The organism is Saccharothrix violaceirubra, assembly GCF_014203755.1.
Lineage (GTDB): Bacteria > Actinomycetota > Actinomycetes > Mycobacteriales > Pseudonocardiaceae > Actinosynnema > Actinosynnema violaceirubrum.
Genome location: NZ_JACHJS010000001.1, coordinates 3,616,923 through 3,639,819 on the forward strand (window position 1 = coordinate 3,616,923; position 22,897 = coordinate 3,639,819).

The following is a 22,897-nucleotide window of genomic DNA, read 5'->3' on the forward strand; positions in this document are numbered from 1 at the left end:
AGGAGTTGCCTGATCCGGTCGTCGCTGCTCATTGCGTTGTCGTGCCTTTCGTTTCTCGACCGGTGTGTCAGGAGATGCCCAGCGTGGCGCTGATGAAGGCGGCCAGTTCGTCGTCGTCGGCGTCGGCCAGGTCGCCGGCCGGGGCCGGTGCCGGCGGGGCCCAGCCCGCGATCACCTCGCGCAGCCGGATCGCGGCGTCCGCCCTGGTGGTGGGGTCCGCGCCGGTGGCCGCGGCGATGAGCGCGTCGATGGCGGCGTCCACCGAGGTGCCGGCCGCGGGGGCGAGCCCGGCGTCCAGGTGGGCGGCGAGCGCGAGCGGGGTCGGGTGGTCGAACACCACGGTCGACGCCAGCCGCAGCCCGGTCAGCGCGCCGATCCGGGTGCGCAGTTCCAGCGCGGACAGCGAGTCGAAGCCCTGGTCGTGGAAGCTGCGCGCGGCGTCGACCGCCGCCACCGCCCGGCCCTGCACGGCCGCGACCTGCTCGCGCACCAGGGCGACCAGCCGGGCCGACCGCTCCGCCGCGTCCAGCCCGTCCAGCGACAGGACCTCGTCGGCCGGCGCCTCGCCGACCAGTTCCGACACGAGCGGAACGGGTCCGGCCAGCGTCGCCCAGTCCACGTCGGCCACGACCAGGGCGGTCTCGTCCGCGTCGAGGATCGGCCCGAGCGAGGCCACGGCGGACGCGGGCGGCAGCCCGGTGATCCCGTGCCGCGCCAGCACCCTGGCCGCGCCGTCGCCGACGATGCCGTCGCCCGCCCACTGGCCCCAGGCCACCGACGTGCCGGGCAGGCCGGACGCGCGCCGCCGGGCGGCGAGCGCGTCCAGGTAGGCGTTGCCGGGCGCGTAGTTGCCCTGCCCGGCCGTGCCGCGCACGCCGGCCAGCGACGAGAACAGCACGAACGCGGACAGGTCCCGGTCGCGGGTCAGCTCGTCGAGCGCCCGCGCGCCGCCGACCTTGACCGCGAGCGCGGTCGCGACCCGGCTCGGGGTGAGTTCGCCGAGCAGGGCGTCGTCCAGCACGGCGGCCGTGTGCACGACCGCGTCGAGCGGGTGGTCGGCCGGAATGGTGGCGAGCACGGCGGCGAGGGCGGTCCGATCGCTCACGTCGGCGGCGACGATCTCCACCTCGGTGCCCAGCGCGGTCAGCCGGTCGGCCAGGTCCGCGGCACCCGGCGCGTCCGGACCACGCCGACCGACCAGGAGCAGGCGGGGCGCGCCGCGTTCGGCCAGCCAGGTGGCGACCCGTGCGCCGAGCGCGCCCGTGCCGCCGGTGATCAGCGTGGTGCCGCGCGGACGCCACGTGCGGGCGGCGGGTTCGACCGGTGCCCGGACGATCCGCCGGGCCAGCACGCCGGACGGCCGGACGGCCACCTCGGTCTCGGTGCCCGTGAGCACGCCCGCGAACCGGTCCCACGCGGCTTCGTCGGCGTCGGGCGCGAGGTCGACCAGGCCGCCCCAGCGGTCGGGGTGCTCGACGGCGGCGATCAGCCCGAGCCCCCACAGCAGGGCGTGGTCCGGATCGGCGTCGGCACCGGGCTCGACGGCGACCGCGCCCCGGGTCACGAGCCACAACGGCGCGTCCACTCCGTCCAAGGCCCGCAGAAGTCCGAGGGTGGCCGGGTGCGCGGCCGGCACGCCCGGGTGGTCGGGGTGGTCGCCCTTGGTCAACGCGAGCAACGACACCACCCCGGCGATGCGCTCGACACCGGGACGCGGCGTCGGGGACGACATGGTGGCGGTGCACACGTCCGCACGCCCCAAGGAAAGCGCCTCGTCGAGGACACCCGGCAGAGCGACGTCCGACCCGCCGGACACCGCCGACGTTCCCCCACCTGCCACCACACGCACGTCCGGCTCAAGCGCGCACGACGCCTGCCCGGCCTGGAAACCCGCTCCCGCCAACGCCCGCGCGACATCCGCCACGTCGGTCACCAGCCGCACGTCGGCCCCTCGCGCGGACAAGGCCCGTTCGGCGGCAGGCGCCCACTGGTGTCCGGGCGGCGCGACGAGCAACCACGTCCCCGACAGCCGCCCGGCGGGCTCGCCGGTCGGCCGCCACACCACGCGGTGCCGCCACGCGTCCACCCGCTCGCCGCCCGACCGACCGGTGTGCCACCGGGACAACGCGGGCAGCACGGCGGACACGGGTTCGTGCAGCCGGTCGTCGCCCAACGCGGCGGCCAGTCCGGCGACGTCACCTTCACGGACCAGTTCCCAGAACCGCCCGTCGCCCGCCGCCACACTCGCGTCGAGCCAGTACCGGCTGCGCTGGAACGGGTACGTGGGCAGGTCGATCCGGCGCGCACCGGGGAACACCGCCGGCCAGTCGACCGCGGCACCGGCGACGTGCGCGGCGCCCAGCGCGGCCACGACCGACTTCGCCTCCGGCCGGTCGCGTCGCACCGAGGCGACCGCGTCCACGTCGTCCGAGGTCGCCCGGGCCAACGCGGTCAGCACGGCGTCCGGCCCGATCTCGATCAGCGTGGTGGCACCGTGCTCGCGCAGCGTGGTGACCGCGTCGGCGAACCGCACGGCCTCGCGGGCGTGCCGCACCCAGTAGCCGGGGTCGGTCAGGTCGGCCACCGACCCGGTCAGGGTCGAGACCACGGTGATCTTCGGCCGGTGGAACGCCGCCGTCTCCACGACCGCACGGAACTCGGCGAGCATGGGCTCGATCAGCGGCGAGTGGAACGCGTGCGACACCGCGAGCCGTTTCGTGCGCACGTCGCCGAGAGCGGCCACGACGTCGAGTACCGCGTCCTCGGCACCGGACAGCACGACCGAGGTCGGCCCGTTCACCGCCGCGATGTCCACAGTGGACACTCCGACCAGGGCCGCGCGGACGCGCTCCTCGGTCGCCTCCACGGCGACCATCGCCCCGTCCCGGGGCAACGCGCCCATCAACCGGCCGCGGGCCGCGACGATCCGGGCCGCGTCCGCGAGCGACCACACGCCCGCCACGTGCGCGGCGGCCAACTCGCCGATCGAGTGCCCGGCGACGAAGTCCGGCCGCACGCCCCACGACTCGAACAACCGGAACAACGCCACCTCGAAGGCGAACAGCGCGGCCTGCGTGTAAGCGGTGTCGTCCAACGATCCCGCGTGCCCGGCCACCACGTCGGCGACCGGGACATCCAGTTCGCGGTCCAGCTCCGCCACGACCGCGTCGAACGCCGCCGCGAACACCGGGTAGGCCGCCCGCAACTCCTGCCCCATGCCGACCCGCTGCGCACCCTGTCCCGTGAACAGGAACGCCACCGATCCCCCGGCACGACCGGGCACGACCGACCGCAGCCCGTCGACCAGTTCCGCCCGGTCCACGCCGACCACTACCGCACGGTGCGCCAACGCCGCCCGGGAGGTCGCCAACGAGAACCCCAGGTCCTCGAGCGGCGCCCCGCCCTCGACGAGCGACAGCACGCGGGCCGCCTGCGCCCGCAACCCGGCCTCGGTGGCGCCCGACAGCACCAGCGGCACGACCGGCGGCACGACACCCTCGGCCGCGACCGAAGCCGGTTCGCCCTGCTCGACCACCACGTGCGCGTTCGTCCCGCTCACCCCGAACGACGACACGGCGGCCCGGCGCGGACGCCCGGTCTCCGGCCACGGCCGGGCCCGCGACAGCAGCCGCACGCCGCTGTCCGCCCAGTCCACGTGCGGCGTGGGTTCGTCCACGTGCAGGGTCCGGGGCAGCACGCCGTGCCGCAGCGCCTCGACGAGCTTGACGATCCCGACGACACCGGCCGCCGCCTGGGTGTGCCCGACGTTGGACTTCAGCGACCCCAGCCACAGCGGCTCGGTCCGGCCCGCCCCGTAGGTGGCGATCAGCGCCTGGGCCTCGATCGGGTCGCCCAGCCGCGTACCGGTGCCGTGCGCCTCGACCAGGTCCACATCGGACGGTGCCAGCCCGGCGGACGCCAGCGCCGCGCGGATGACCCGCTGCTGGGCCGGACCGTTGGGCGCGGTGAGCTGGGTGCTGCGGCCGTCCTGGTTGACCGCCGAACCGCGCAGCACGGCCAGCACCGGGTGGCCCTTGGCGCGCGCGTCGGACAGCCGTTCCAGCACGAGCACGCCCACGCCCTCGGCCCACGCGGTGCCGTCGGCGGCGGCGGCGAACGGCTTGCACCGGCCGTCGGGTGCCAGGCCGCGCTGCCGGGAGAACTCGACCAGGATGCCGGGGCCGCCGAGCACGGTCGCGCCGCCAGCCACCGCGAGCGAGGTCTCGCCCGAGCGCAGCGCCTGGATCGCCAGGTGCACCGCGACCAGCGACGACGAGCACGCCGTGTCCACGGTGACCGCCGGTCCCTCCAGCCCGAAGGTGTAGGCGATCCGGCCGGACGCGACGCTCGTGGTCGTGCCGGTCAGCACGTAGCCGTCGGTGTCCGGGGCGGGCTTGTGGTGCAGGCTCGGCCCGTACTCCTGGGCTATCACGCCGACGAACACGCCCGCGTCGGACCCGCGCAGCGTGCCCGGGTCGATGCCCGCCCGCTCGAACGCCTCCCACGTGGTCTCCAGCAGCAGCCGCTGCTGCGGGTCGGCGGCCAGCGCCTCGCGCGGCGGGATGCCGAAGAAGTCCGCGTCGAAGTCGCCCGCGTCGTAGAGGAAGCCGCCCCGGCGCGCGTAGGACTTGCCGCTGCGCGCCGGGTCCGGGTCGTACAGGTCCGGGTCCCAGCCCCGGTCGGTGGGCAGCGGGCCGGTCGCGTCGCGTTCCTCGACGACCAGGCGCCACAGCGCCTCCGGCGAGTCGACGCCGCCGGGCAGCCGGCAGGCCGTGCCGACGATCGCGATCGGCTCGCTCGCGGCGGCCGTCACCTCGTCGAGACGCTGCCTGGTCTGCTTGAGCGCGGCCGTGACCCTGGTCAGGTAGTCGCGCAACTTCTGCTCGTCGCTCACGGAAAGCCCCCTCTTGGTCGGCTGCGCCCGGGTCAGGGCAGGAGTTCGGCGTCGATCAGGTCGAACAGCTCGTCGGTGTCGGCCACGCCGAGGTCGGGCACGGCGTCGAGCCGGGACAGCAGGCCGCGCAACCGGTCGACCACCTCGGCGCGCACGGCGTCGTCGAGCGGGTCGTCGAGGCGGCCGGCGATCCGGTCGAGGTCGGCCACGACCGGATCCGGGCCGGTGCTGTCGGGTGCGAGCAGGTCCGCCAGGAACGCGGCCACCGCGAGCGGCGTCGGGTGGTCGAACGTCAGGGTCGAGGGCAGCCGCCGGCCGACCCGGGCGCTCAGCTCGTTGCGCAGTTCCATGGCGGACAGGGAGTCGAACTCGCCGTCGAGGAAGCCCTGGTCGGGTCGGACCGCGTCGGGCGAGGCGTGGCCGAGCACGGCCGCGCCCGTGGTCCGCACGAGCAGCAGCAACGCCCGTTCCCGCTCGGCGGGCGCGAGCCCGGCCAGGTCGGTCACGACCGGCACGGCGGCGGCCGGTGCCCGCCGCGGCGCGAGGCCGCGCAGCAGCGGCGACGACGCCTGGCGGGCGTCGATCCGGGCGGTCACCAGGACCGCGTCCGGGCTGTCGAGCGCGGTGTCGAGCAGGCCCAGCGCGACGTCGGTGGACATCGGCGCGAGTCCGGTGCGCGCCAGGGCGCCCCGGTCGTCGGCACCCATGCCGCCCGCCTCGGACCAGTGCCCCCACGCGGCCGAGGTCGCGGGGCAGCCCGGCGGCGGACCGCAGCGCGGCCAGCCCGTCCAGGAAGCCGTTGGCGGCGGCGTAGTTGGCCTGACCGGGGTTGCCGAGCACACCGGCGGCCGACGAGTAGAGGACGAACGCGGCCAGGTCGGCGTCGCGGGTCAGCTCGTGCAGGTGCCAGGCGGCGTCCACCTTGGGCCGCAGCACCGACGCCACCCGCTCGTCGTCCAAAGTGGACAGCACGCCGTCCGCGAGCACCCCGGCCGTGTGCACGACGGCGGTCAGCGGCCGGTCGAGCCCGGCGAGCAGGCCGGCCAGCGCGTCCCGGTCCGCCGCGTCGACCGCCACCACCTCGACGGTGGCACCGACTTCGGCGAGTTCCGCGACCAGGTCGGCGGCACCCGGTGCCTCGGGCCCGCGTCGGCCGGCGAGCACCAGGTGCCGGACGCCGTGCCGCCGCACGAGGTGGCGGGCCGCCACCGCGCCGAGCGCGCCCGTTCCGCCGGTGACCAGCACCGTGCCGTCCGGGTCGAGCGGCGCGGGCAGCGTGACCACGAGCTTGCCGGTGTGCCGGGCCTGGCTCAGGTACCGCAGGGCGTGGTGGGCGTGCCGGACGTCCCACGCCTGCACGGGCAGCGGCCGGACCACGTCGCCCAGGTCGTCGAGCATGGCCGCGATCCGGTCGCGGTCGACCTCGAACAGGTCGAACGCGGTGTACCGGACGTCGTGCTCGGCCAGGACCAGTGCCGGGTCGCGCGGGTCGGTCTTGCCCAGTTCGACGAACCGCCCGCCGGGCCGCAGCAGCCGCAGCGACGCGTCGGTGAACTCGTGGGCCAGCGCGTTGAGCACGACGTCGACCTCGCCGAACGCGGTCTCGAAGGCCAGCGTGCGCGAGGACGCGAGGTGCGCGTCGTCGAGTCCGGCCGCGCGCAGCACGTCCCACTTGGCCGGGCTCGCGGTGCCGAACACCTCGGCGCCCAGGTGCCGGGCCAGGCGCACGGCGGCCGTGCCGACGCCGCCCGTCGCCGCGTGCACCAGCACCCGGTCGCCCGGCCGCACGTCGGCGACGCCGACCAGGCCGTGGTGGGCGGTCAGGTAGACGACCGGCACCGACGCGCCCTCGGCGAACGTCCACCCGTCGGGCAGCGCGGTGAGCAGCCGCTGGTCGGTGACGACGACCGGGCCGAGCGTGCCGTGCACCAGGCCCATGACCCGCTGGCCCGGTCGCACCCTGGTGACGGCGGAGCCGACCTCCAGCACCACGCCCGCGCCCTCGGCGCCGATCCGCGCGCCGCCGGGGTAGGCGCCGAGCGCGATCAGCACGTCCCGGAAGTTCAACCCGGCCGCGCGCAACGCCACCCGCACCTCGCCGGGTGCCAACGGACGCGCCGCGTCCGGGTCGGGCAGCAGCGCGAGGTTCGCGAGCGTGCCCGGCGTCGTGACGTCGAGCCGGTGGCCGCCGGGCGGGACGTCGAGCGCGTCGGCCACCCGCGCCAGGGACGGCACCAGGACCCGGTCCCGGACCGCGAGCTGCGCCTCGCCCGTCGCCAGCGCCGCGCCGAGCCCGGCGAAGCCGCCGCCCACCGGCAGGTCGACCACGACCACCCGGTCCGGCAGTTCCGCCTGGGCCACCCGGACCAGGCCCCACACGGCCGCGCCCACCGGGTCGGCCACCCGGTCGCCGGTCGCCGCGACCACGGCACCCCGCGTGACCAGGACGAGCTTCGCGTCGTCCGACCAGTCGCGCACCAGGTCGAGCGCGGCGGTCACGGCCCGGTGCGTCCGCTCGACGGGCCCGCCGTCGGCGTGGATCTCGGCCACCACGAACGCGTGCTCGTCGCCGTGCTCGCCCAACGGAGCCCATGCGGCCTCGCCGTCGACCTCCGGTGCGGGAACCCAGTCCACCCGGTAGGCGGGCACGCGGTCCGCGACCGGGCGCAGCACCAACGACTCCACCGAGAGCACGGGCGCACCCGCCGGGTCGATCGCGTCCAACGCCACCGAGTCGGGCCCGGTCCGCCGCACGCGCACCCGCAGCGCGGCCACGCCGTCGGCGTGCCGCGTGACGCCCCGCCACGCGAACGGCACGAGGGTCCGGTCGTCCTCGATCGCGATGCCGACCACGGCGTGCAGGGCCGCGTCGAGCAACGCCGGGTGCAGGCCGTACCCGGCCGCGTCGTCACCGGGCAGCACCACGTCGGCGTACACGTCGGCGCCGTGCCGCCACGCGGCCGTCAGCCCCTGGAACGCCGGGCCGTAGTCGTAGCCACGTCCGGCGAGCGTCGCGTAGAGCCCGGCCACGTCGAGCGGCTCGGCACCGTCGGGCAGGCGGAAGCCCTGCGCCGGAACGGAAGCCGCCAGTGCGCCCTCGGCATGCCGGACCCAGCCCCGTTCGCCCCGCGAGTGCACGGACACCGCCCGCAGACCGTCCACTTCGGACTCCACCACGACCTGCACCGGAACCGGCGCGGCACCCAGGACCAGCGGCGCGTGCAACGTCAGCTCGGCGACGGTCGGCAGGCCGCCCCGCGCCGCCAGTTCGAGCAGCGCCGTGCCCGGCACCAGCACCCGGCCGCCGACGACGTGGTCCGCCAGCCACGGGTGCGTCGTGGTCGACAGCCGCCCGGTCAGCACGAACCCGTCGTCGTCCGCGCGCTCGACGACCGCGCCGAGCAGCGGGTGCCCGGCCTCGGCCAGGCCGACGGCGGTCACGTCGGCGGCGGCCGGGGCGTCGAGCCAGTACCGCCGCCGCTGGAACGGGTACGTGGGCACGTCGACCCGCCGCGCGTCGGGGAAGGCGGCCGTCCAGTCGACCGGCGTGCCGGCGACGTACAGCGTGCCGAGCGCGGTGAGCCACGCGTGCGCGTCAGGCTTCCCGGACCGCAACGCGGACACGGCCGTCGTGGCGTCCGTCGTGAGCGCGGTGAGCACCGGGTCGGGGCCGAGTTCGAGGAACGTGCGGGCACCCGCGTCGTGCAGGGCGCTCACGCCCGCGTGGAACCGCACGGCACCGCGCACGTGCGCGACCCAGTAGTCAGGCGTGGTCAACTCGCCCGGCCCGGCCAGGCGGCCGTGCACGTTCGACACCACCGGCACGACCGGCTCGGCATAGGAGAGACCGGCCGCGACCGCGCGGAACCGGTCGAGCACCGGGTCCAGGTGCGCGGAGTGGAACGCGTGGCTGACCTGCAACCTCTTGGTCTTGCGCCCGCGTTCCCGCCAGTGCGCGGCCAGCGCGTCCACCTTCGCCACGTCGCCGGACACGACGACCGAGGTCGGCCCGTTGACCGCGGCCAGGTCCAGGCCGGGGCCGAGGTCGAGTTCGTCCTCCGCGGCCTGGATCGCGACCATCGCACCCGGCGTCGACACGCTCTGCATGAGCGCGCCGCGCGCGGCGACCAGCCGGGCCGCGTCCTCCAGCGTGAGCACCCCGGCGACGTGCACGGCGGCGATCTCGCCGACGGAGTGCCCGATCAGGAAGTCCGGCCGCAGCCCGAACGACACCGCGAGCCGGAACAAAGCCACTTCGAGGGCGAAGAGCGCGGGCTGGGCGAACTCCGTGCGGTCGAGCAGGTCGGCCTCGGGCGTGCCGGGCTCGGCGAACAGCAGGTCGCGGACGGGCCGGGCGGTGTGCGCGTCGAGCGCGGCCGTGACCTCGTCGAACGCCGCGGCGAACGCGGGGAACCGCGCGTGCAGGCCGCGTCCGGCGCCGGGCCGCTGGCTGCCCTGGCCGGTGAACAGGAACGCGACCTTGCCGGTGGGACCGGCGGTGCCGGTGACGGTCAGGTCGCCGAGACCGGAGTCGTCGACCACCGCGACCGCGCGGTGGTCGAACCGGGTCCGCGCGGTGGCCAGCGTGAAGCCGACGTCGGCCGGGTCGCCGGCCGCGTGCGCGCGCAACCGCGCGGCGAGGTCGTCCAGCGCTTCGGGCGAGCGCGCCGACAGCACCCACGGGAACGGCCCGGCCTGCGGCGTCCGTGCCGTCGACGGCTCGGCGGGCGGCTCCTCCAGGATCAGGTGGGCGTTGGTGCCGCTGATGCCGAACGACGACACCGCCGCCCGCCGGGGCCGGTCCACCTCGGGCCACGGCGTGGTCCGGTCGACCAGCGTCACCGCGCCCGCCGTCCAGTCCACGTGGTGCGAGGGCCGGTCCACGTGCAGGGTCCCGGGCACGGTCCGCTCGCGCAGGGCGTGCACCAGCTTGATCACACCGGTCACCCCGGCCGCCGCCTGCGTGTGCCCGAGGTTCGACTTGGCCGAACCCAGCAGCAGCGGGTGGCCGGCACGCCGGCCGTAGGTGGCCAGGACCGCCTGCGCCTCGATCGGGTCGCCGAGCGCGGTGCCCGTGCCGTGCGCCTCCACGACGTCCACATCGGACGGTCCGAGCCCGGCGTCGGCCAGGGCCGCGCGGATGACCCGCTCCTGCGACGGGCCGTTCGGCGCGGTCAGGCCGTTGGACGCGCCGTCCTGGTTGACCGCGCTGCCCCGCACCACGGCGAGCACGTGGTGCCCGTTCGCCCGCGCGTCCGACAACCGTTCCAGCAGCACCAGGCCGACGCCCTCCGCCCACGCGGTGCCGTCGGCCGCGTCGGCGAACGGCTTGCACCGGCCGTCCGGCGCCAGCCCGCGCTGCCGCGAGAACTCGGTGAACATGCCCGGCGTGGACATGACGGTCACGCCGCCCGCCAGCGCCAGGTCGCACTCCCCCGCGCGCAGCGCCCGTACCGCGAGGTGGATCGCGACCAGCGACGACGAGCACGCCGTGTCCACGGTCAGCGCCGGGCCCTCCAGCCCGAGCACGTAGGACAGCCGGCCCGACGCGACACTGGTCAGGCTGCCGGTGAGGTTGTGGCCCTCGAAGCCCTCGGGCGTCTCGTGCAGGCGGGGACCGTAGTCCTGGGTCATCGCGCCGACGAACACGCCGGTGCGGCTGCCGCGCAACGAGCCGGGCTCGATGCCCGCGCGTTCGACGACCTCCCACGCGGTCTCCAGCAGCAGCCGCTGCTGGGGGTCGAGCACCGCCGCCTCGCGCGGGCCGATCCCGAAGAACCCGCCGTCGAACAGGTCGGCGTCGGCCAGGAAACCGCCCTCCCGGGTGTAGGAGGTGCCCGGCCGGCTCGACGACGGGTCGTAGAGGCCGTCGAGGTCCCAGCCCCGGTTGGTCGGGAACGGTCCGATCGCGTCCACGCCGTCGACCAGCAGGTCCCACAGGGCTTCCGGGGTGTCCGCGCCGCCGGGCCACCGACCGGCCGTGGAGACCAGCACCACGGGATCGTCGTCGACTGCCCGCGTGACGACCTCTTCGGCCACGTCGCCGGTCCCGGCCAGGAACCGCGCCACGGCCGCCGGGGTCGGGTGGTCGAACGTCAACGTCGAGGGCAGCCGCGCACCGGTGGCCTCGGCCAGCCGGTCCCGGAACTCCACCGCGCCGGCCGAGTCCAGGCCCAGGTCGCGGAAGGTCGTCGCGGGGTCGACCGCGTCCGCGTCGGCGTGGCCGAGCACGACGGCGGCCACCACCCGGACCGTGTCGTCGAACGACCCCGCGCCGTCGACCCCGGCCGGACCGTCGCCCCCACCCCACCGGAAGTCCACAATGGACTCTTCTGGTCGGGTGCCCGTGCTCCCGGCGGTGTCGATCCAGTAGGGGCGCCGCTGGAACGGGTACGTCGGCAGCGGCACCCGCGTCCCGCCACCGAGCGCCGCCCAGTCGACGCGCCCGCCCTTGACGTGCACCTGCGCCAACGCCGCCAGGAACCGCGCCGCGCCACCCTCGTCACGACGCAACGTGCCGGCGACCGTCACCTCGGCGTCCGACACGGTCTCGGCGATCGCCCGCAGCCCCGAGCCGAGCACCGGGTGCGGGCTCGTCTCCACGAAGAACGCGTGCCCGTCGCGGATCGCGGCCGAGACCGCGTCCGCGAACTCCACCGTGCCGCGCAGGTTCCGGTACCAGTAGTCGGCCGTCAGCTCGGCGGTGTCGAGCGGGCCGCCGGTCACCGTCGAGTAGAACGCGATGTCCGAGGACCGCGGCGCGATGCCGTCGAGCACCCGCGGCAACTCCTCGCGCAACGCCTCGACCAACGGCGAGTGCGAGGCGTAGTCCACCGGGATGGTGCGCACGTCGACGCCGTCCGCCCGGTACCCGGCCACCAGTTCGGCCAACGCGCCGGGCTCGCCCGACACGACCGTGGCCGACGGGCCGTTGACCGCCGCGACCGCGAGCCGGTCGGCCCACGGCGCGAGCGCCTCCCGGACCCTCGTGACCGGGTGCGGCACGGACACCATGCCACCGGCAGCGGCCGTGCCCGCGATCACCTTGGCGCGCAGGGCGACCACGGCCGCCGCGTCGGCCAACGACAGCGCGCCCGCGACGTGCGCGGCGGCGATCTCGCCCTGCGAGTGCCCGATGACCGCGTCGGGCCGCACGCCGCTCGCGATCCACAGCTTCGCCAGCGACACCATGACGCCGAACAGCGCGGGCTGGATCACGTCCACCCGGTCCAGCGGCAGCCCGTCGCGCAGCAGGTCCACCAGCGACCAGTCGACGTGCGGGCGCAACGCGGCGTCGACCTCGGCCACGTGCGCGGCGAACACCGGCGAGTCGACGAGCAGCCCGGCGGCCATGCCGACCCACTGCGAACCCTGTCCGGGGAACACGAACACGGTCCCGCCCTCGACGTTCGCGGTGCCCGTGACCACGCCCGGGGACGGTCGCCCGGCGGCCAGGTCCCGCAACGCGTCCGCGAGGGCGCCGGCGTCCGCGCCCACCGCGACGGCACGGCGGGCGAACGCCGTGCGGGTGGTGGCGACCGAGTAGGCGAGATCGGCGGGGCGGGCGAGGTCGACGGAGTCGGCGGGATCGGCCTTCTCCAGCACCTCGGCGTACCGCGCGGCCTGCGCCCGCAAAGCGGCCTCGGTCTTGCCCGACACGGGCACGGCGATCGCGCCGGACAGCGGGTTCGCCGGCACGTCGACCGACCGGTCGACCACCGGTGCCTCGGCGAGCACGACGTGCGCGTTGGTCCCGCCCATGCCCCACGAGCTGACGCCCGCGACGAGCCGCCGGTCCGGACGCGGCCACGGGCCGGTCTCCGTCACCACGGCGAGCTTCAGGTCGTCGAACGGGATCGCGGGGTTGGGCGTGGCGAAGTTCAGGCTCGCGGGCAGCCGCCGCGCGCGCAGCGCCAGCACGGTCTTGATCAACCCGACGATCCCGGCCGCGCCCTCGAGGTGGCCGACGTTGGTCTTCGCCGACCCGACCAGCAGGGTGTCGTCCCGCTCGCCCAAAGCCGCGCCGAGCGCGGCGGCCTCGATCGGGTCGCCGACCCGCGTCCCGGTGCCGTGCAGTTCGACGTACTGCACCGTCGCGGGCCGCACCCCGGCGTCGGCCAGGGCCGCGCGGATCACGTCGCGCTGGGCGTCCGCCGACGGCACGGTGAGGCCATCGGTCGCGCCGTCGTTGTTGACCGCGCCGCCCAGGATCACCGCGTGCACCGGGTCCCCGGCGGCCAGCGCCGCCGACAACGGCTTGAGGACGACGAACCCGCCGCCCTCGCCGCGCACGTAGCCGTTGGCGCGGGCGTCGAACGTGTGGCTCCGGCCGTCCGGCGACAGGCCGCCGAACTCCTGTGCGGTGGCCGTGCTGTCCGGCACGAGGTTGAGGTTCACGCCACCCACGAGCGCCACGTCCGTCTCGCCCCGTCGCAGGCTCTGCACGGCGAGGTGGACGGCGACCAGGGCGGACGACTGGGCCGCGTCGATCGTCAGGCTCGGGCCGCGCAGTCCCAGCACATAGGACACCCGGTTGGCGATCACGCCGTCGTTGAGGCCGGGCAGGCTGTGCCGCGTGAGCCCGCCGTGCCGGGCGACCAGGGTGGCGTAGTCGCCGCCGATGGCGCCGACGAACACGCCGGTCCGGGTGCCGGCCAGGGTCGCGGGGACGATCCCGGCGTCCTCCAGCGCCTCCCAGGCCAGTTCCAGCGCGAGCCGCTGGCGGGGGTCGGTGGCGGCGGCCTCGGCGGGCGCGACGCCGAAGAAGCCCGCGTCGAACCCGGCCACGTCGTCGAGCGCGCCGCCCAGCCGGGGTCCGCCGTCGGGCGCGGTGCCCCACCGGTCGGCCGGGGTGGGGCCGACCGCGGTGGTCGCCGTGGCCAGCAGCCGGGCGAAACCGGCCGGGTCGGCGGCACCGGGCAACCGGCAGGAAAGGCCGATCACCGCGACGGCGCCCTGGGCGTTCTCGGTACGGTCGTCGCTGGTCATCGCGTGCTCAACGCTCCTTCACCCGGCGGCTGGACGGGCGTTCAGGCCCGATTCCAACCTCCCGCGCGCGAAGCGCCCGGAGCACCCCTAGGCACCCCTATGAACCCCTAGATCATCAGGGGTCCGGTCCAGTCGGGACGCCAGCTCACTGCGCCGGCCGACGCCGAGCTTGCGGTAGATGCGGGTGAGGTGCTGCTCCACGGTGCTCACCGTGACGTACAGCTTGGCCGCGATCTGCCGGTTGCTCAACCCGCGCGCGGCCAGTTCCGCGACGCGCGCCTCGGCGGTGCTCAACTCCTCGACACCATCCACAAAGGACGAATCCGGCGCACGCACCGCCGACCGCGCCACGCGGTCCGCCTCGACCGCGAGCCCGGACTCGGCGACCGAACGGTAGGCGTCGCTCAGCTCCGCCCGCGCCGACGCGAGCGCCGACCGGTCGCCGGACCGCCCGAGCACCTCCACGGCCTCCTCCAGCAGCCGGGGCCGGTCGCGGTGGTCGGACGCCGCCGCGCGCAGCCGCAGGCACAGCCCACGCGTCCGGGACGGTCCCGGGTGCAGGCGCAGCAACTGCTCGTCGACCACGGCACGGGCCGCGGACTGGCGGCCCAGCCGGATGTACGCCTCGGCCACGCCGAGCCGCCACGGCACCAGGCCCGCCAGGTCGACCCCCCACCGCACGGCCAGTTCGCCGCACCGCCGGAAGTCCGCGAGCGCCTCCTCCGGCCGCCCCACGGCGAGCCGTTGGTGCCCGCGCGCGTCCAGGTAGGGCAGGGCGGCGATGGAGTCGAAGAGCGCGTCGGGCACCGCGACCGCGAGGTAGCACGCGGCGTCCTCGGGCTTGTCCAGGGCGAGTTTCGCCCGGACGAGCGTCGCCAGCGGCAACCCGACCGCCACCCCCCACTGGTCGATCGAGAAGTGCGTGACCGCCGACCGGCCGCACCGCTCGGCCTCGGCCGCGTCGCCCAGGCGCAACGCGGTCTCGGCGCGGATCGCGGCGAACAGGGCCTGCCACACGGGCAGGCAGTGTGCCGTGGTCTGCTCCAGCAGCGGCGCCGACCACCGCGCGGCCCGGTCCGCCCGGTCGGCGTACAGGAGCGCGGCGAGCGCACCGGTCAGCGAATCCAAAGTGGAGGAATTGATCGCGCAGTCCCGCAGCACCCGCTCGGCCTGGTCGGCGGTGTCGGCCGGCGTCTGCCGCCGGACCAGCTCGGCGAGCACGCGCAGGCCGTCCGGCGCGGCCTCGGCGGCGGGCGTGCGGTCCGCCGCCCAGCGGTCGCGCAGCGCCGGGAACCAGAACGCCAACCAGTCGACCGTGCGCGGCGCCGCGGCCTGCCGGTCGAGCACCCGACCGGCCGCGGCGACCTCGCCGCGCCAGAACATCCGCGTCACCCGCCGCTGACCGTCCACACCGGACGGACGGGCGACGAGCAGCACCTCGGCCACGATCGCCGGGTGCCGCAGCACCCCGTCCACCACCAGGCCCGACGCGGCCAGCGCCGCGACCGCGCCCGCCGGTGCCGGCCGTCCCTCGGCCAACGCCGACGCCGCCGCCAACGCCTCGGGCGGGAACCGGTAGAGGCACCACCGCACCGCACGGGAGAAGGATTCGCCCACGACCAGGTCGCACTCCCCCGCGCTGTCCTCGACCAACGCCCGCACGAGCACCGGGTTGCCGCCGCTGACCTGGTAGGCGTTGTCCGCCACCCGCGCGTCACGGAACAGCTCGGACAGCGCGGCCCTGGTCAACGGCGCCAACGCGATCCACCGGTGGTAGGGCAGCCGGGCCAGCTCCGTCTCGAACCGGGTGTCCTCGGGACGTCCGGTGTCGCGCGCGCCGGTGAGCACCAGCACCCGGGCCGTCCGCAGGCGGCGTGCCAGGAAGCGCAGCCAGTCCCGGGACTGCGGGTCGGCGTGGTGCACCTCGTCGACGGCCACCACGACGGCCCGATCGGCGGCGAGGTCGAGCACGGCGTCGGCCAGCCCCTTCAGCACGGTGGCGGGCACCCGCGCCCCGTCGGCGACCGCGTGCGCGCCCTCGTCGAGCAACCGGCACACGGCCTTGGCCGTCACGACGTCCAGCGGCGCACCGTGGAAGAGCTGCCCGACGACCGCCAGCGGGAAGTCCCGCTCGTCCTCGGCGCCGGTCGCGGCGAGCACGAGCGCGTCGACCCGCTTGAGGAAGGTCTGGATCAGTTCGGTGCGGCCGACGGCCGCCGGTCCGGTCACCGTGACCACGACGCCCTCACCGGCGGCGCACCGCCGCAGCGCGGCGGTCAGCGTCGCGAGTTCACCAGAGCGTCCAACCAGGTGCATGTCCGTCCATCTCCACGTCGCCGGCGGTGTCCGATCGGCACCCGAACCGCGCGCGGTCGACGATGACCGGGACACGCCGAACAACCGTCCGAAAAGGACGGTTGACGTAGTAGGGGGTCCGACAGCCGCGCCGACACCGGAAAGCTCCTGCCCGCACGGACCACACCAAGCGTGTGACCTGCGCGGAATTCGCCCTCCCACCGGCGCGTCCTGCTGGGACGGGAGGATACGAACCCGCGCGCGACGCCGTCAACGCGGTGATCGACTACGCCGGGACGCCCCGGACGCCGGTCACGGCGGACGGCACGCACCGCGCCCGACCGAACGCGATGAGCAACGGAAGCCGTTCGTATTAGGCCATTACGTCCAGCGGAAGTACGTCCGTTCGCCGCGCCTGCACACCGACCCACGCCTGGCCATCACCTCTGCGTAACGTCCCAGCACCTGGACGGCTTCCGCGAGCCCGCCCGGTGTCGGAAGTCGACGCTGTCACATCGGGCCGTCCCGCCACGATGTCCGGGGTACAGGGCGAAGGGGAGGCCGATGGACCAGCTCGTGCACGGGTCCGGTGGCGACGTGGCCCCGACCGTCGGACAGGTCGGGCTGATCGCCGCGTGGCCCGATCCGGTCGTGCGGAACCTGCGGATCACCTACTGCTACCACGAGTTGTCCCGGTCCGTGGCGGCGTGGACCGGCGGGTCCTCGAACTGGTGCACGTACGCGGTGTGGGCGTCCAAGCAGATCGGGCAGACCATCCGGCAGGAGGACCTGACCCGCGCGGTCGAGCGGCTGATGGCCGCCTCGCCCGAGACCGCCGCCCTCGTCGCGGCCGTCCGCGAGGGACTGCGCCGGGCCGTGCCGGGACACAGGCTCGAAGACACCGAAAAACTCGTGCGGGACGTCGTCCTGGCGGTCGCCCGGCTCGACGCGGCGAGCGCGGCGGGCGCGGCGGGCAACCTGAAGGTGTTCGCCGAGATCGCCCACGAGTTCGCCCGGTTCCTGGCCGAGTTCGCCGACGACACCGCGCTCGACGAGGACCGGCTGGCCGCGTTCGTCGCCGGCCTGCGCCCCGGCGAGCCGCCCGACGGCCAGGACCACCTGTGCCGGGCGTTCGGCCACTACCTGCGCGCCAGGTTCGACCCGGAGCACCGCGCCGAACTGCTGTTCCTGGCCAACATCGAGGTCGGGGTGCACGAGCAGACCCGGCTGCAACCGGAGATCACCGCGGCGATGGAGGCCCCCTTCGTCGACCCCGCCGAGCTGGAACGCCGCCTGCTCGACCTCGTGCTGCCGCACAATCCGGCGCTCCGGTTCCTGCGCCTGGCCCTCGTCACGGTCCTGCGCCGGCGCGACCACGTGCGCGCTCCCGGGAAGCGCCTGGCCGAGAACGTCCGCGCCCTGGCCCGCCGCGCGGTCACCGCGCACCTGATGACGTTGACCCTGCCCGACGGCACGTACCTGGAGTTGGGCAAGGACCTCACACTCCCGTTCCCGCCGTCGCTGGCCACGCTGACCGACCCCGCGCTGCTCGAACTGCTGGCCCGGCTCGACCCGACGCCCGACAGCCCGCTCGACACCGCCGCCCGCGACTGGTCCGACCTGGCCGACCGCCTGCACTACATCGTCGACATGTTCCGCTGCACCGCCGAGCGCGCCGACCTGCTCGACTGCCCGTTCACCGCCGACCAGGTCGACGCGTTCACCGCCGGCCGCCTGCCCGGGGGCAGGCTCTGACCGACTGAACGTCTCCTGAAGGAGACCGCGAAGCGCCGGCACCGGGCGCCGGTCGGCACCGATGCTGTCGGGCATGGCGGAACTCGACGAACGCGGCCTCGTGGCACGCCTGCACGACCGCTTCGGTTTCGGACCGAGGGCGGGCGACCTCGAGGTGGGCGTCACGGCCACGCTCGACCGGCTGCTCGGCGACGGTGGCGCGGACGGACCCGAGCCGCCGAAGCCGGGCGCCCCGGTCAAGGCCGGGGACGACAAGCAGGCCCGCAAGGAGGCGAACAAGCGGCGGGCCGCCGACGAGCGGCAGCTCGTGCTGTGGTGGCTGGACCGGATGGTCGCGGCGGACGTGGCCACGACCGAACGCCTCACGTGGTTCTGGCACGGGCACTTCGCGACCAGCGAGCAGAAGGTCCGCGACCCGCGCCTGATGCTCGCGCAGAACGCGACGTTGCGCCGGCAGGCCCTGGGGCCGTTCGCACCGCTGGCCCGGGCGATGGTCGTCGACCCGGCGATGATCCGCTGGCTCGACGGCGACGACAACCGGTCCGGCGTGCCCAACGAGAACCTCGCGCGCGAGTTCCTGGAGCTGTTCGCCCTCGGCATCGGCCACTACACCGAGACCGACGTGCGGGAGGCCGCGCGGGCGTTGACCGGCTGGACCGTCGACCGCGACGCGGGCACGGCCAGGTTCGTGGCCAAACGGCACGACGACGGCGTCAAGGAGATCTTCGGCGCCAAGGACGACTTCACCGCAGAGTCCTTTGTGGACCTCGTGCTGGCACGGCCGGAGTCGGCCGCGTTCGTGGTCGACCGCCTGTGGTTCCGCCTCGTCTCCACCACGCCGCCACCCGACGACGCCCGTCGGCGCCTGGTGGCGGCGCTGTCCACCGACGTCCGGTCCGTGCTGCGGGCCATCGCCGCGGAGCCGGTCTTCCGCGACCGGGCCACGACCCTGGTCAAGCAGCCCGTCGAGTGGCTGGTCGGGCTGATGCGGGCGCTGGACGTGCGACCGTCGAAGCTCCCGGAACGCGCCGTCACCGCCCTGGGCAACGGGCTGCGGGGCCTCGGCCAACTCCCGTTCCGCCCGCCCAGCGTCGGCGGCTGGCCCGCCGACGCGGCCTGGCTGACCACCGCCGCGGGCGTCACCCGCCTGCGCGTGGCGCGGCTCGTCGCCGCACACGCCGACCTGCCCCGCGACGTCGACGGGGTGGGCCGACTGCTCGGCGTCGCCGAGTGGTCCGACCGCACCCGGGCCGCCCTGGGCCGGGTCTCCGATCCCGACGAGGTGGCCGCGCTCGCCGCGTGCGCACCGGAATACGTGGTGAGCGCGTGAACCGCCGACGTTTCCTCACGCTGTCCGGCGTCACAGCCGGTGCCGCGCTGGCCCTGGGCGCGACCCGGGTCGACTGGGACCGCCTGATGACGGCCGCCCACGACGACCCGCTCGACCCCGGCGCGGGCGTGCTCGTCGTCGTCACCCTCTACGGCGGCAACGACGGCCTCAACACCGTCGTGCCCGCGGTCGACCGCGCCTACCAGGACGCCCGGCCCGACCTCGCCTACCGGCCCGAGGACGTGCTCGACCTGGGCGAGGGCCTGGGCCTCAACCCCGGCATGACGGGCCTGAAGCGCCTGTGGGACGACCGGGGCCTGGCGATCGTACGCGGCGTCGGCTACCCGAAACCCGACCACAGCCACTTCCGGTCGATGGCGATCTGGCAGACCGCGTCGCCGGCGACGGCCGTGCCCACCGGCTGGCTGGGCCGCTGGTTGGACACGCAGGCCGATCCGCTGCGCGCGCTGTCGGTCGAGCCCGTGCTGCCGCCCATGCTGGCGGGCGCGACGACGGCCGCCGCCTCGTTCCCCGTCGGCGGTCTGGACCTGCCGAAGGGTGCGCTCGGCCAGGCGTACGCGGCCCTGGGCACGGCCGTGCCCGGCGAAGACCCCCGACGCGCACGGGTCGCGGGCTCGATCGTCGACCTGCACCGGGCCGTCGACCTGCTCGGCAAGGCCGCGCACGACCCGTCGACCGAGGACGACGAGGACGCGAAAGGCGCCTCGGCGGGCGGCGCCGGGAACCTCGCCGCACAGCTCGACCTCGTGGCCACGTTGATCGAGGCGGCTGTGCCGACCCGGGTCTACTCGGCGTCGCTGGGCGGCTTCGACACCCACGCCGACGAACGCGACACCCAGTCCAGGCTGCTCACCGGGCTGGACGCCGCGCTCACCGGGTTCGTCGAGCGCCTCAAGCGCTCGGACCGGGGACGCCAGGTGGTCGTGCTGGTCTACTCGGAGTTCGGCCGCCGGGTCCGCGCCAACGCGAGCGACGGCACCGACCACGGCACCGCGGGTCCCGTGTTCCTGTTGGGAGACAAGGTGAACCACGGCTTCTTCGGCGCCCAGCCGAGCCTGACCGACCTCGACGACGGCGACCTGAAGCAGACCACCGACTTCCGCGACGTCTACGCCACGGTGCTGTCCGACGTCCTGGGCACCGACCCGGGCCGGGTGCTCACCGACCACCGGGGCCGGGTCGACGGGCTGCTCAGGGCGTAGCCGCCCGGGCCGGGCGGTCCAGCACGGACCAGACGAGGCCGTCCACCACGTGGTGCCGGGTGAAGCCCAGCTTGTCCAGCAGGCGCCCGGACACCGTGTTGGCCGCGAAGTGGCGTGCCATCAGCCGGTCCGCCCGGTCCCGCGCGAACAGCTCGGCGACCACCGCCGAGGTCATCTCGGTGGCGTAGCCGCGTCCCCACGCCGAAGGCGCCACCCAGTAGCCGATCTCCACGGCAGGACCGTCCACATGGGACTCCTCGGCGGTGCGGCGGTTGGCCGACACCAAGCCGACGAACGCACCGGCGCGGTCGCGCACGGCGAGCCGGCCGAAGCCGTGTTCCGCCCAGTGCGCCAACGCGGCGTCGTGCTTCCCGGACACCAGCTCCGCGCTCCACGGCGTCCCGTCGCCGACGTGCCGCACGACCTCCGGCAACGCGGCGAGGGCCGCCAGGTCGTTCCGGTCCGCCCCGGTCCACCGGTGCAGGGTCAGCCGTTCCGTGCTCAGCCAGGTCACGTTCCCCCCTCGGGCAGGTCCACGTGACACGGCTCCCCTCCGCGTCACGTGGACCATGCTGTCAGCCCCGCTCGTACGGCGTCTTCTCGCCCGCCTCCACCGCGAACGGCAGGCGGTTGCCCTCGGGCGGCAGCGGGCAGGTCGCGTAGTCGGTGAACGCGCACGGCAGGTTCGTCGCCCGCGTGAAGTCCAGCACGACCGTGCCGTCCGGCGCCGGGTCGGCCACGGCCAGCGCGCGGTTGGCCGCGTAGGTCGTCACGCCGCTGGTCCCGTCGGTGAACAGGATGCTGAACCCGCCGTTGGACCCGTTGAAGGCGGTGAGCGTGTGCTCACGGCCCTCGTGGGTGAACCGCACGACGCCCGGCGCGGTGTACACGTGGCTCAGGCCCTCGACCACCGCGCCGACAGTCGTCGGCCGCGGCTCGTCGAACGCCTCGTACGTGCCCTTGAACACCCACTCCGGCGACGGCTCGTAGGCCGGGACGCCCTTGAAGTCCCGCAGCACGGGCGCCTTCGGGTCGTGCACCCGGATCAGGTAGCCGCCCCGCCGGGCGACCTCCACCTCGATGCCGTCGACCACGACGCGCGTGCCCGCGCCGCTGTTGACCAGCTCGAACCGCAGCCGCTCGGTGACCGGCCGCCCGTCGTGCTCGGCCTGGCCACCCTTCGGGTCGAAGTAGGCCGCGTCCGCGTCCTGCCACCACTGCCCCGGCAGCCCCGGGTAGGACCGGGGCTCGTTCTCCAACCAGTCCAGCGACACCAGCGCCAGCCAGCCGTACGGTTCGGCGAGCGACCGCTCGCGTACCCGCTTCCACTCCTGCCACGCGGCAACGAACCCGTCCTGGTCGACCTCGTCCAGCACACCGGTCACCGAACGCCTCCTTCGACATGAAGACCGAACGTCCTGACCAACCCGTGCGCGGACGCGAAATTCCACGTCCCACCGAGTGGGATCGACGGGAGTGGGATCAGGTCGCCGGGAGCACCCCGTCCGGCTCGACCGCCCCCGCCCCCGCCGCCGACAGCCGCAGGTGGGCGAACGCGTCGACCGACCGCCCGACCGCCTCGACATCGTGATCGGCCACGACCAACTGCCGGATGGTCAGGCTTTCGAGCCGCGGCACGATCGCGGAACCGGCCAACGCCGCCAGGATCTCGACGTCGCCCGCGTCGAACTCGACGCGGCCCAGGTCCAGGTGGCGTAGCCCGGGGAAGCGGGCCGGGTCGAGTTCGTCGAGCAACTCGACCGGGCACGCGACGCCGTGCACGTCCGACTCCAGGTCCAGCACCAACGTCACCACGCTCGGCGCACGGCCCGGCAGCACCTCGCCGCCGGCCAGCACCGCCCCGCGCAGCCGCAGGTCGGTCAGGTTCCCCAGCACGGCGCCGTCGATGTCGTCGAACAACGCGGCACCCTCGACGGTCAGCTCGCGCAACGCCGGCAGCGCCGCCCAGAACCCGGCGCCCGCCTCGCCGACGAAGCCGTCGGCCAAGTGCTTCTCCGGGTCGATCCAGCCGCCGGTGGAGGTCTGGGCGTTCTCGTACAGGAATTCGAAGTCGTGGCCGAAGTACAGCTCCGACAGCTGTTCACGCCGGTACGTGGCCACCGCCGAGGCCGCCCGACGCGCCGAGTGGTGGAAGTCGGTCAGGTGCAGTTCCAGTCGCCGCAGCCCGACCGAAACCGGGTCCACGAGCAGCGCCTCGACCAGCGCGGCCTCCCACCGCTCCGGGTCGGACGCGTCGGCGCCCAGTGCCTCCACCAGCGCCCGACGGCCATCGGCGGTCTCCGGCACCGCCCGGAACACCGCCTCGTCGAGCCGGCCGTCCACCCAGGTCAGCCGCCAGGACCCGTCCGCGCGCAATGCCTCGAAGTCGATCACCACCGCATGGTAGGCGGT

9 protein-coding genes and 1 pseudogene are annotated in these 22,897 nt (G+C 75.2%); 3 read left to right on the forward strand and 7 right to left on the reverse strand.

Going from position 1 to position 22,897, the window contains the following annotated elements:
* Nucleotides 1-67 precede the first annotated feature (67 nt).
* The 4 genes and pseudogenes from F4559_RS35140 to F4559_RS17105 form a co-directional block, all read right to left on the reverse strand.
* Complete coding sequence (locus tag F4559_RS35140) at nt 68-4,894, reverse strand: type I polyketide synthase (protein ID WP_184669913.1); 4,827 nt, start codon at nt 4,892-4,894, stop codon at nt 68-70.
* Between the two features lie 32 nt (nt 4,895-4,926).
* Entirely contained in the window at nt 4,927-5,601 is a 675-nt protein-coding gene (locus F4559_RS35145) for an acyl carrier protein (protein ID WP_312865999.1), read from the reverse strand.
* A gap of 103 nt (nt 5,602-5,704) precedes the next feature.
* Nucleotides 5,705-13,882 (reverse strand): annotated as a pseudogene (locus F4559_RS17100) (beta-ketoacyl synthase N-terminal-like domain-containing protein); the annotation flags it as partial.
* Between the two features lie 87 nt (nt 13,883-13,969).
* Nucleotides 13,970-16,198 carry a helix-turn-helix transcriptional regulator gene (locus tag F4559_RS17105; protein ID WP_184669915.1) on the reverse strand — a complete coding sequence of 743 codons (2,229 nt, stop codon included), beginning with the start codon at nt 16,196-16,198 and terminating at the stop codon, nt 13,970-13,972.
* Between the two features lie 543 nt (nt 16,199-16,741).
* Between F4559_RS17105 and F4559_RS17110 the strand changes: the two genes are divergently transcribed.
* From F4559_RS17110 to F4559_RS17120, 3 genes are all read left to right on the forward strand, one after another.
* A complete protein-coding gene (locus F4559_RS17110; protein WP_184669917.1) occupies nt 16,742-17,932 on the forward strand; it encodes a hypothetical protein in 1,191 nt (396 codons plus the stop codon).
* A 73-nt stretch (nt 17,933-18,005) separates the two neighbouring features.
* Nucleotides 18,006-19,262, forward strand: a complete 1,257-nt coding sequence (locus tag F4559_RS17115) for a DUF1800 domain-containing protein (RefSeq protein ID WP_184669919.1) — start codon at nt 18,006-18,008, stop codon at nt 19,260-19,262.
* Nucleotides 19,259-20,485, forward strand: a complete 1,227-nt coding sequence (locus F4559_RS17120; RefSeq protein WP_312865692.1) for a DUF1501 domain-containing protein — start codon at nt 19,259-19,261, stop codon at nt 20,483-20,485. The genes F4559_RS17115 and F4559_RS17120 overlap by 4 nt, the downstream gene beginning before the upstream one ends.
* Here the strand turns inward: F4559_RS17120 and F4559_RS17125 are convergent.
* The 3 genes from F4559_RS17125 to F4559_RS17135 form a co-directional block, all read right to left on the reverse strand.
* Nucleotides 20,475-20,999, reverse strand: a complete 525-nt coding sequence (locus tag F4559_RS17125) for a GNAT family N-acetyltransferase (protein WP_312865693.1) — start codon at nt 20,997-20,999, stop codon at nt 20,475-20,477. The two genes, F4559_RS17120 and F4559_RS17125, sit on opposite strands and share 11 nt — an antisense overlap.
* Nucleotides 21,000-21,060: 61 nt before the next feature.
* Nucleotides 21,061-21,870, reverse strand: coding sequence for a DUF1684 domain-containing protein (locus F4559_RS17130; protein ID WP_312865694.1), 810 nt, complete (start codon nt 21,868-21,870; stop codon nt 21,061-21,063).
* A gap of 97 nt (nt 21,871-21,967) precedes the next feature.
* Nucleotides 21,968-22,879, reverse strand: coding sequence for a hypothetical protein (locus tag F4559_RS17135; protein WP_184669925.1), 912 nt, complete (start codon nt 22,877-22,879; stop codon nt 21,968-21,970).
* Nucleotides 22,880-22,897 lie beyond the last annotated feature (18 nt).

Bases quoted from the DNA above. Each gene is read 5' to 3' on its own strand.
- F4559_RS17115 (WP_184669919.1), top strand. From the start codon at position 18,006: ATGGCGGAACTCGACGAACGCGGCCTCGTGGCACGCCTGCACGACCGC.
- F4559_RS17110 (WP_184669917.1), top strand. From the start codon at position 16,742: ATGGACCAGCTCGTGCACGGGTCCGGTGGCGACGTGGCCCCGACCGTC.
- F4559_RS35145 (WP_312865999.1), bottom strand. From the start codon at position 5,601: ATGGGTGCCGACGACCGGGGCGCCCTGGCGCGCACCGGACTCGCGCCG.
- F4559_RS17105 (WP_184669915.1), bottom strand. From the start codon at position 16,198: ATGCACCTGGTTGGACGCTCTGGTGAACTCGCGACGCTGACCGCCGCG.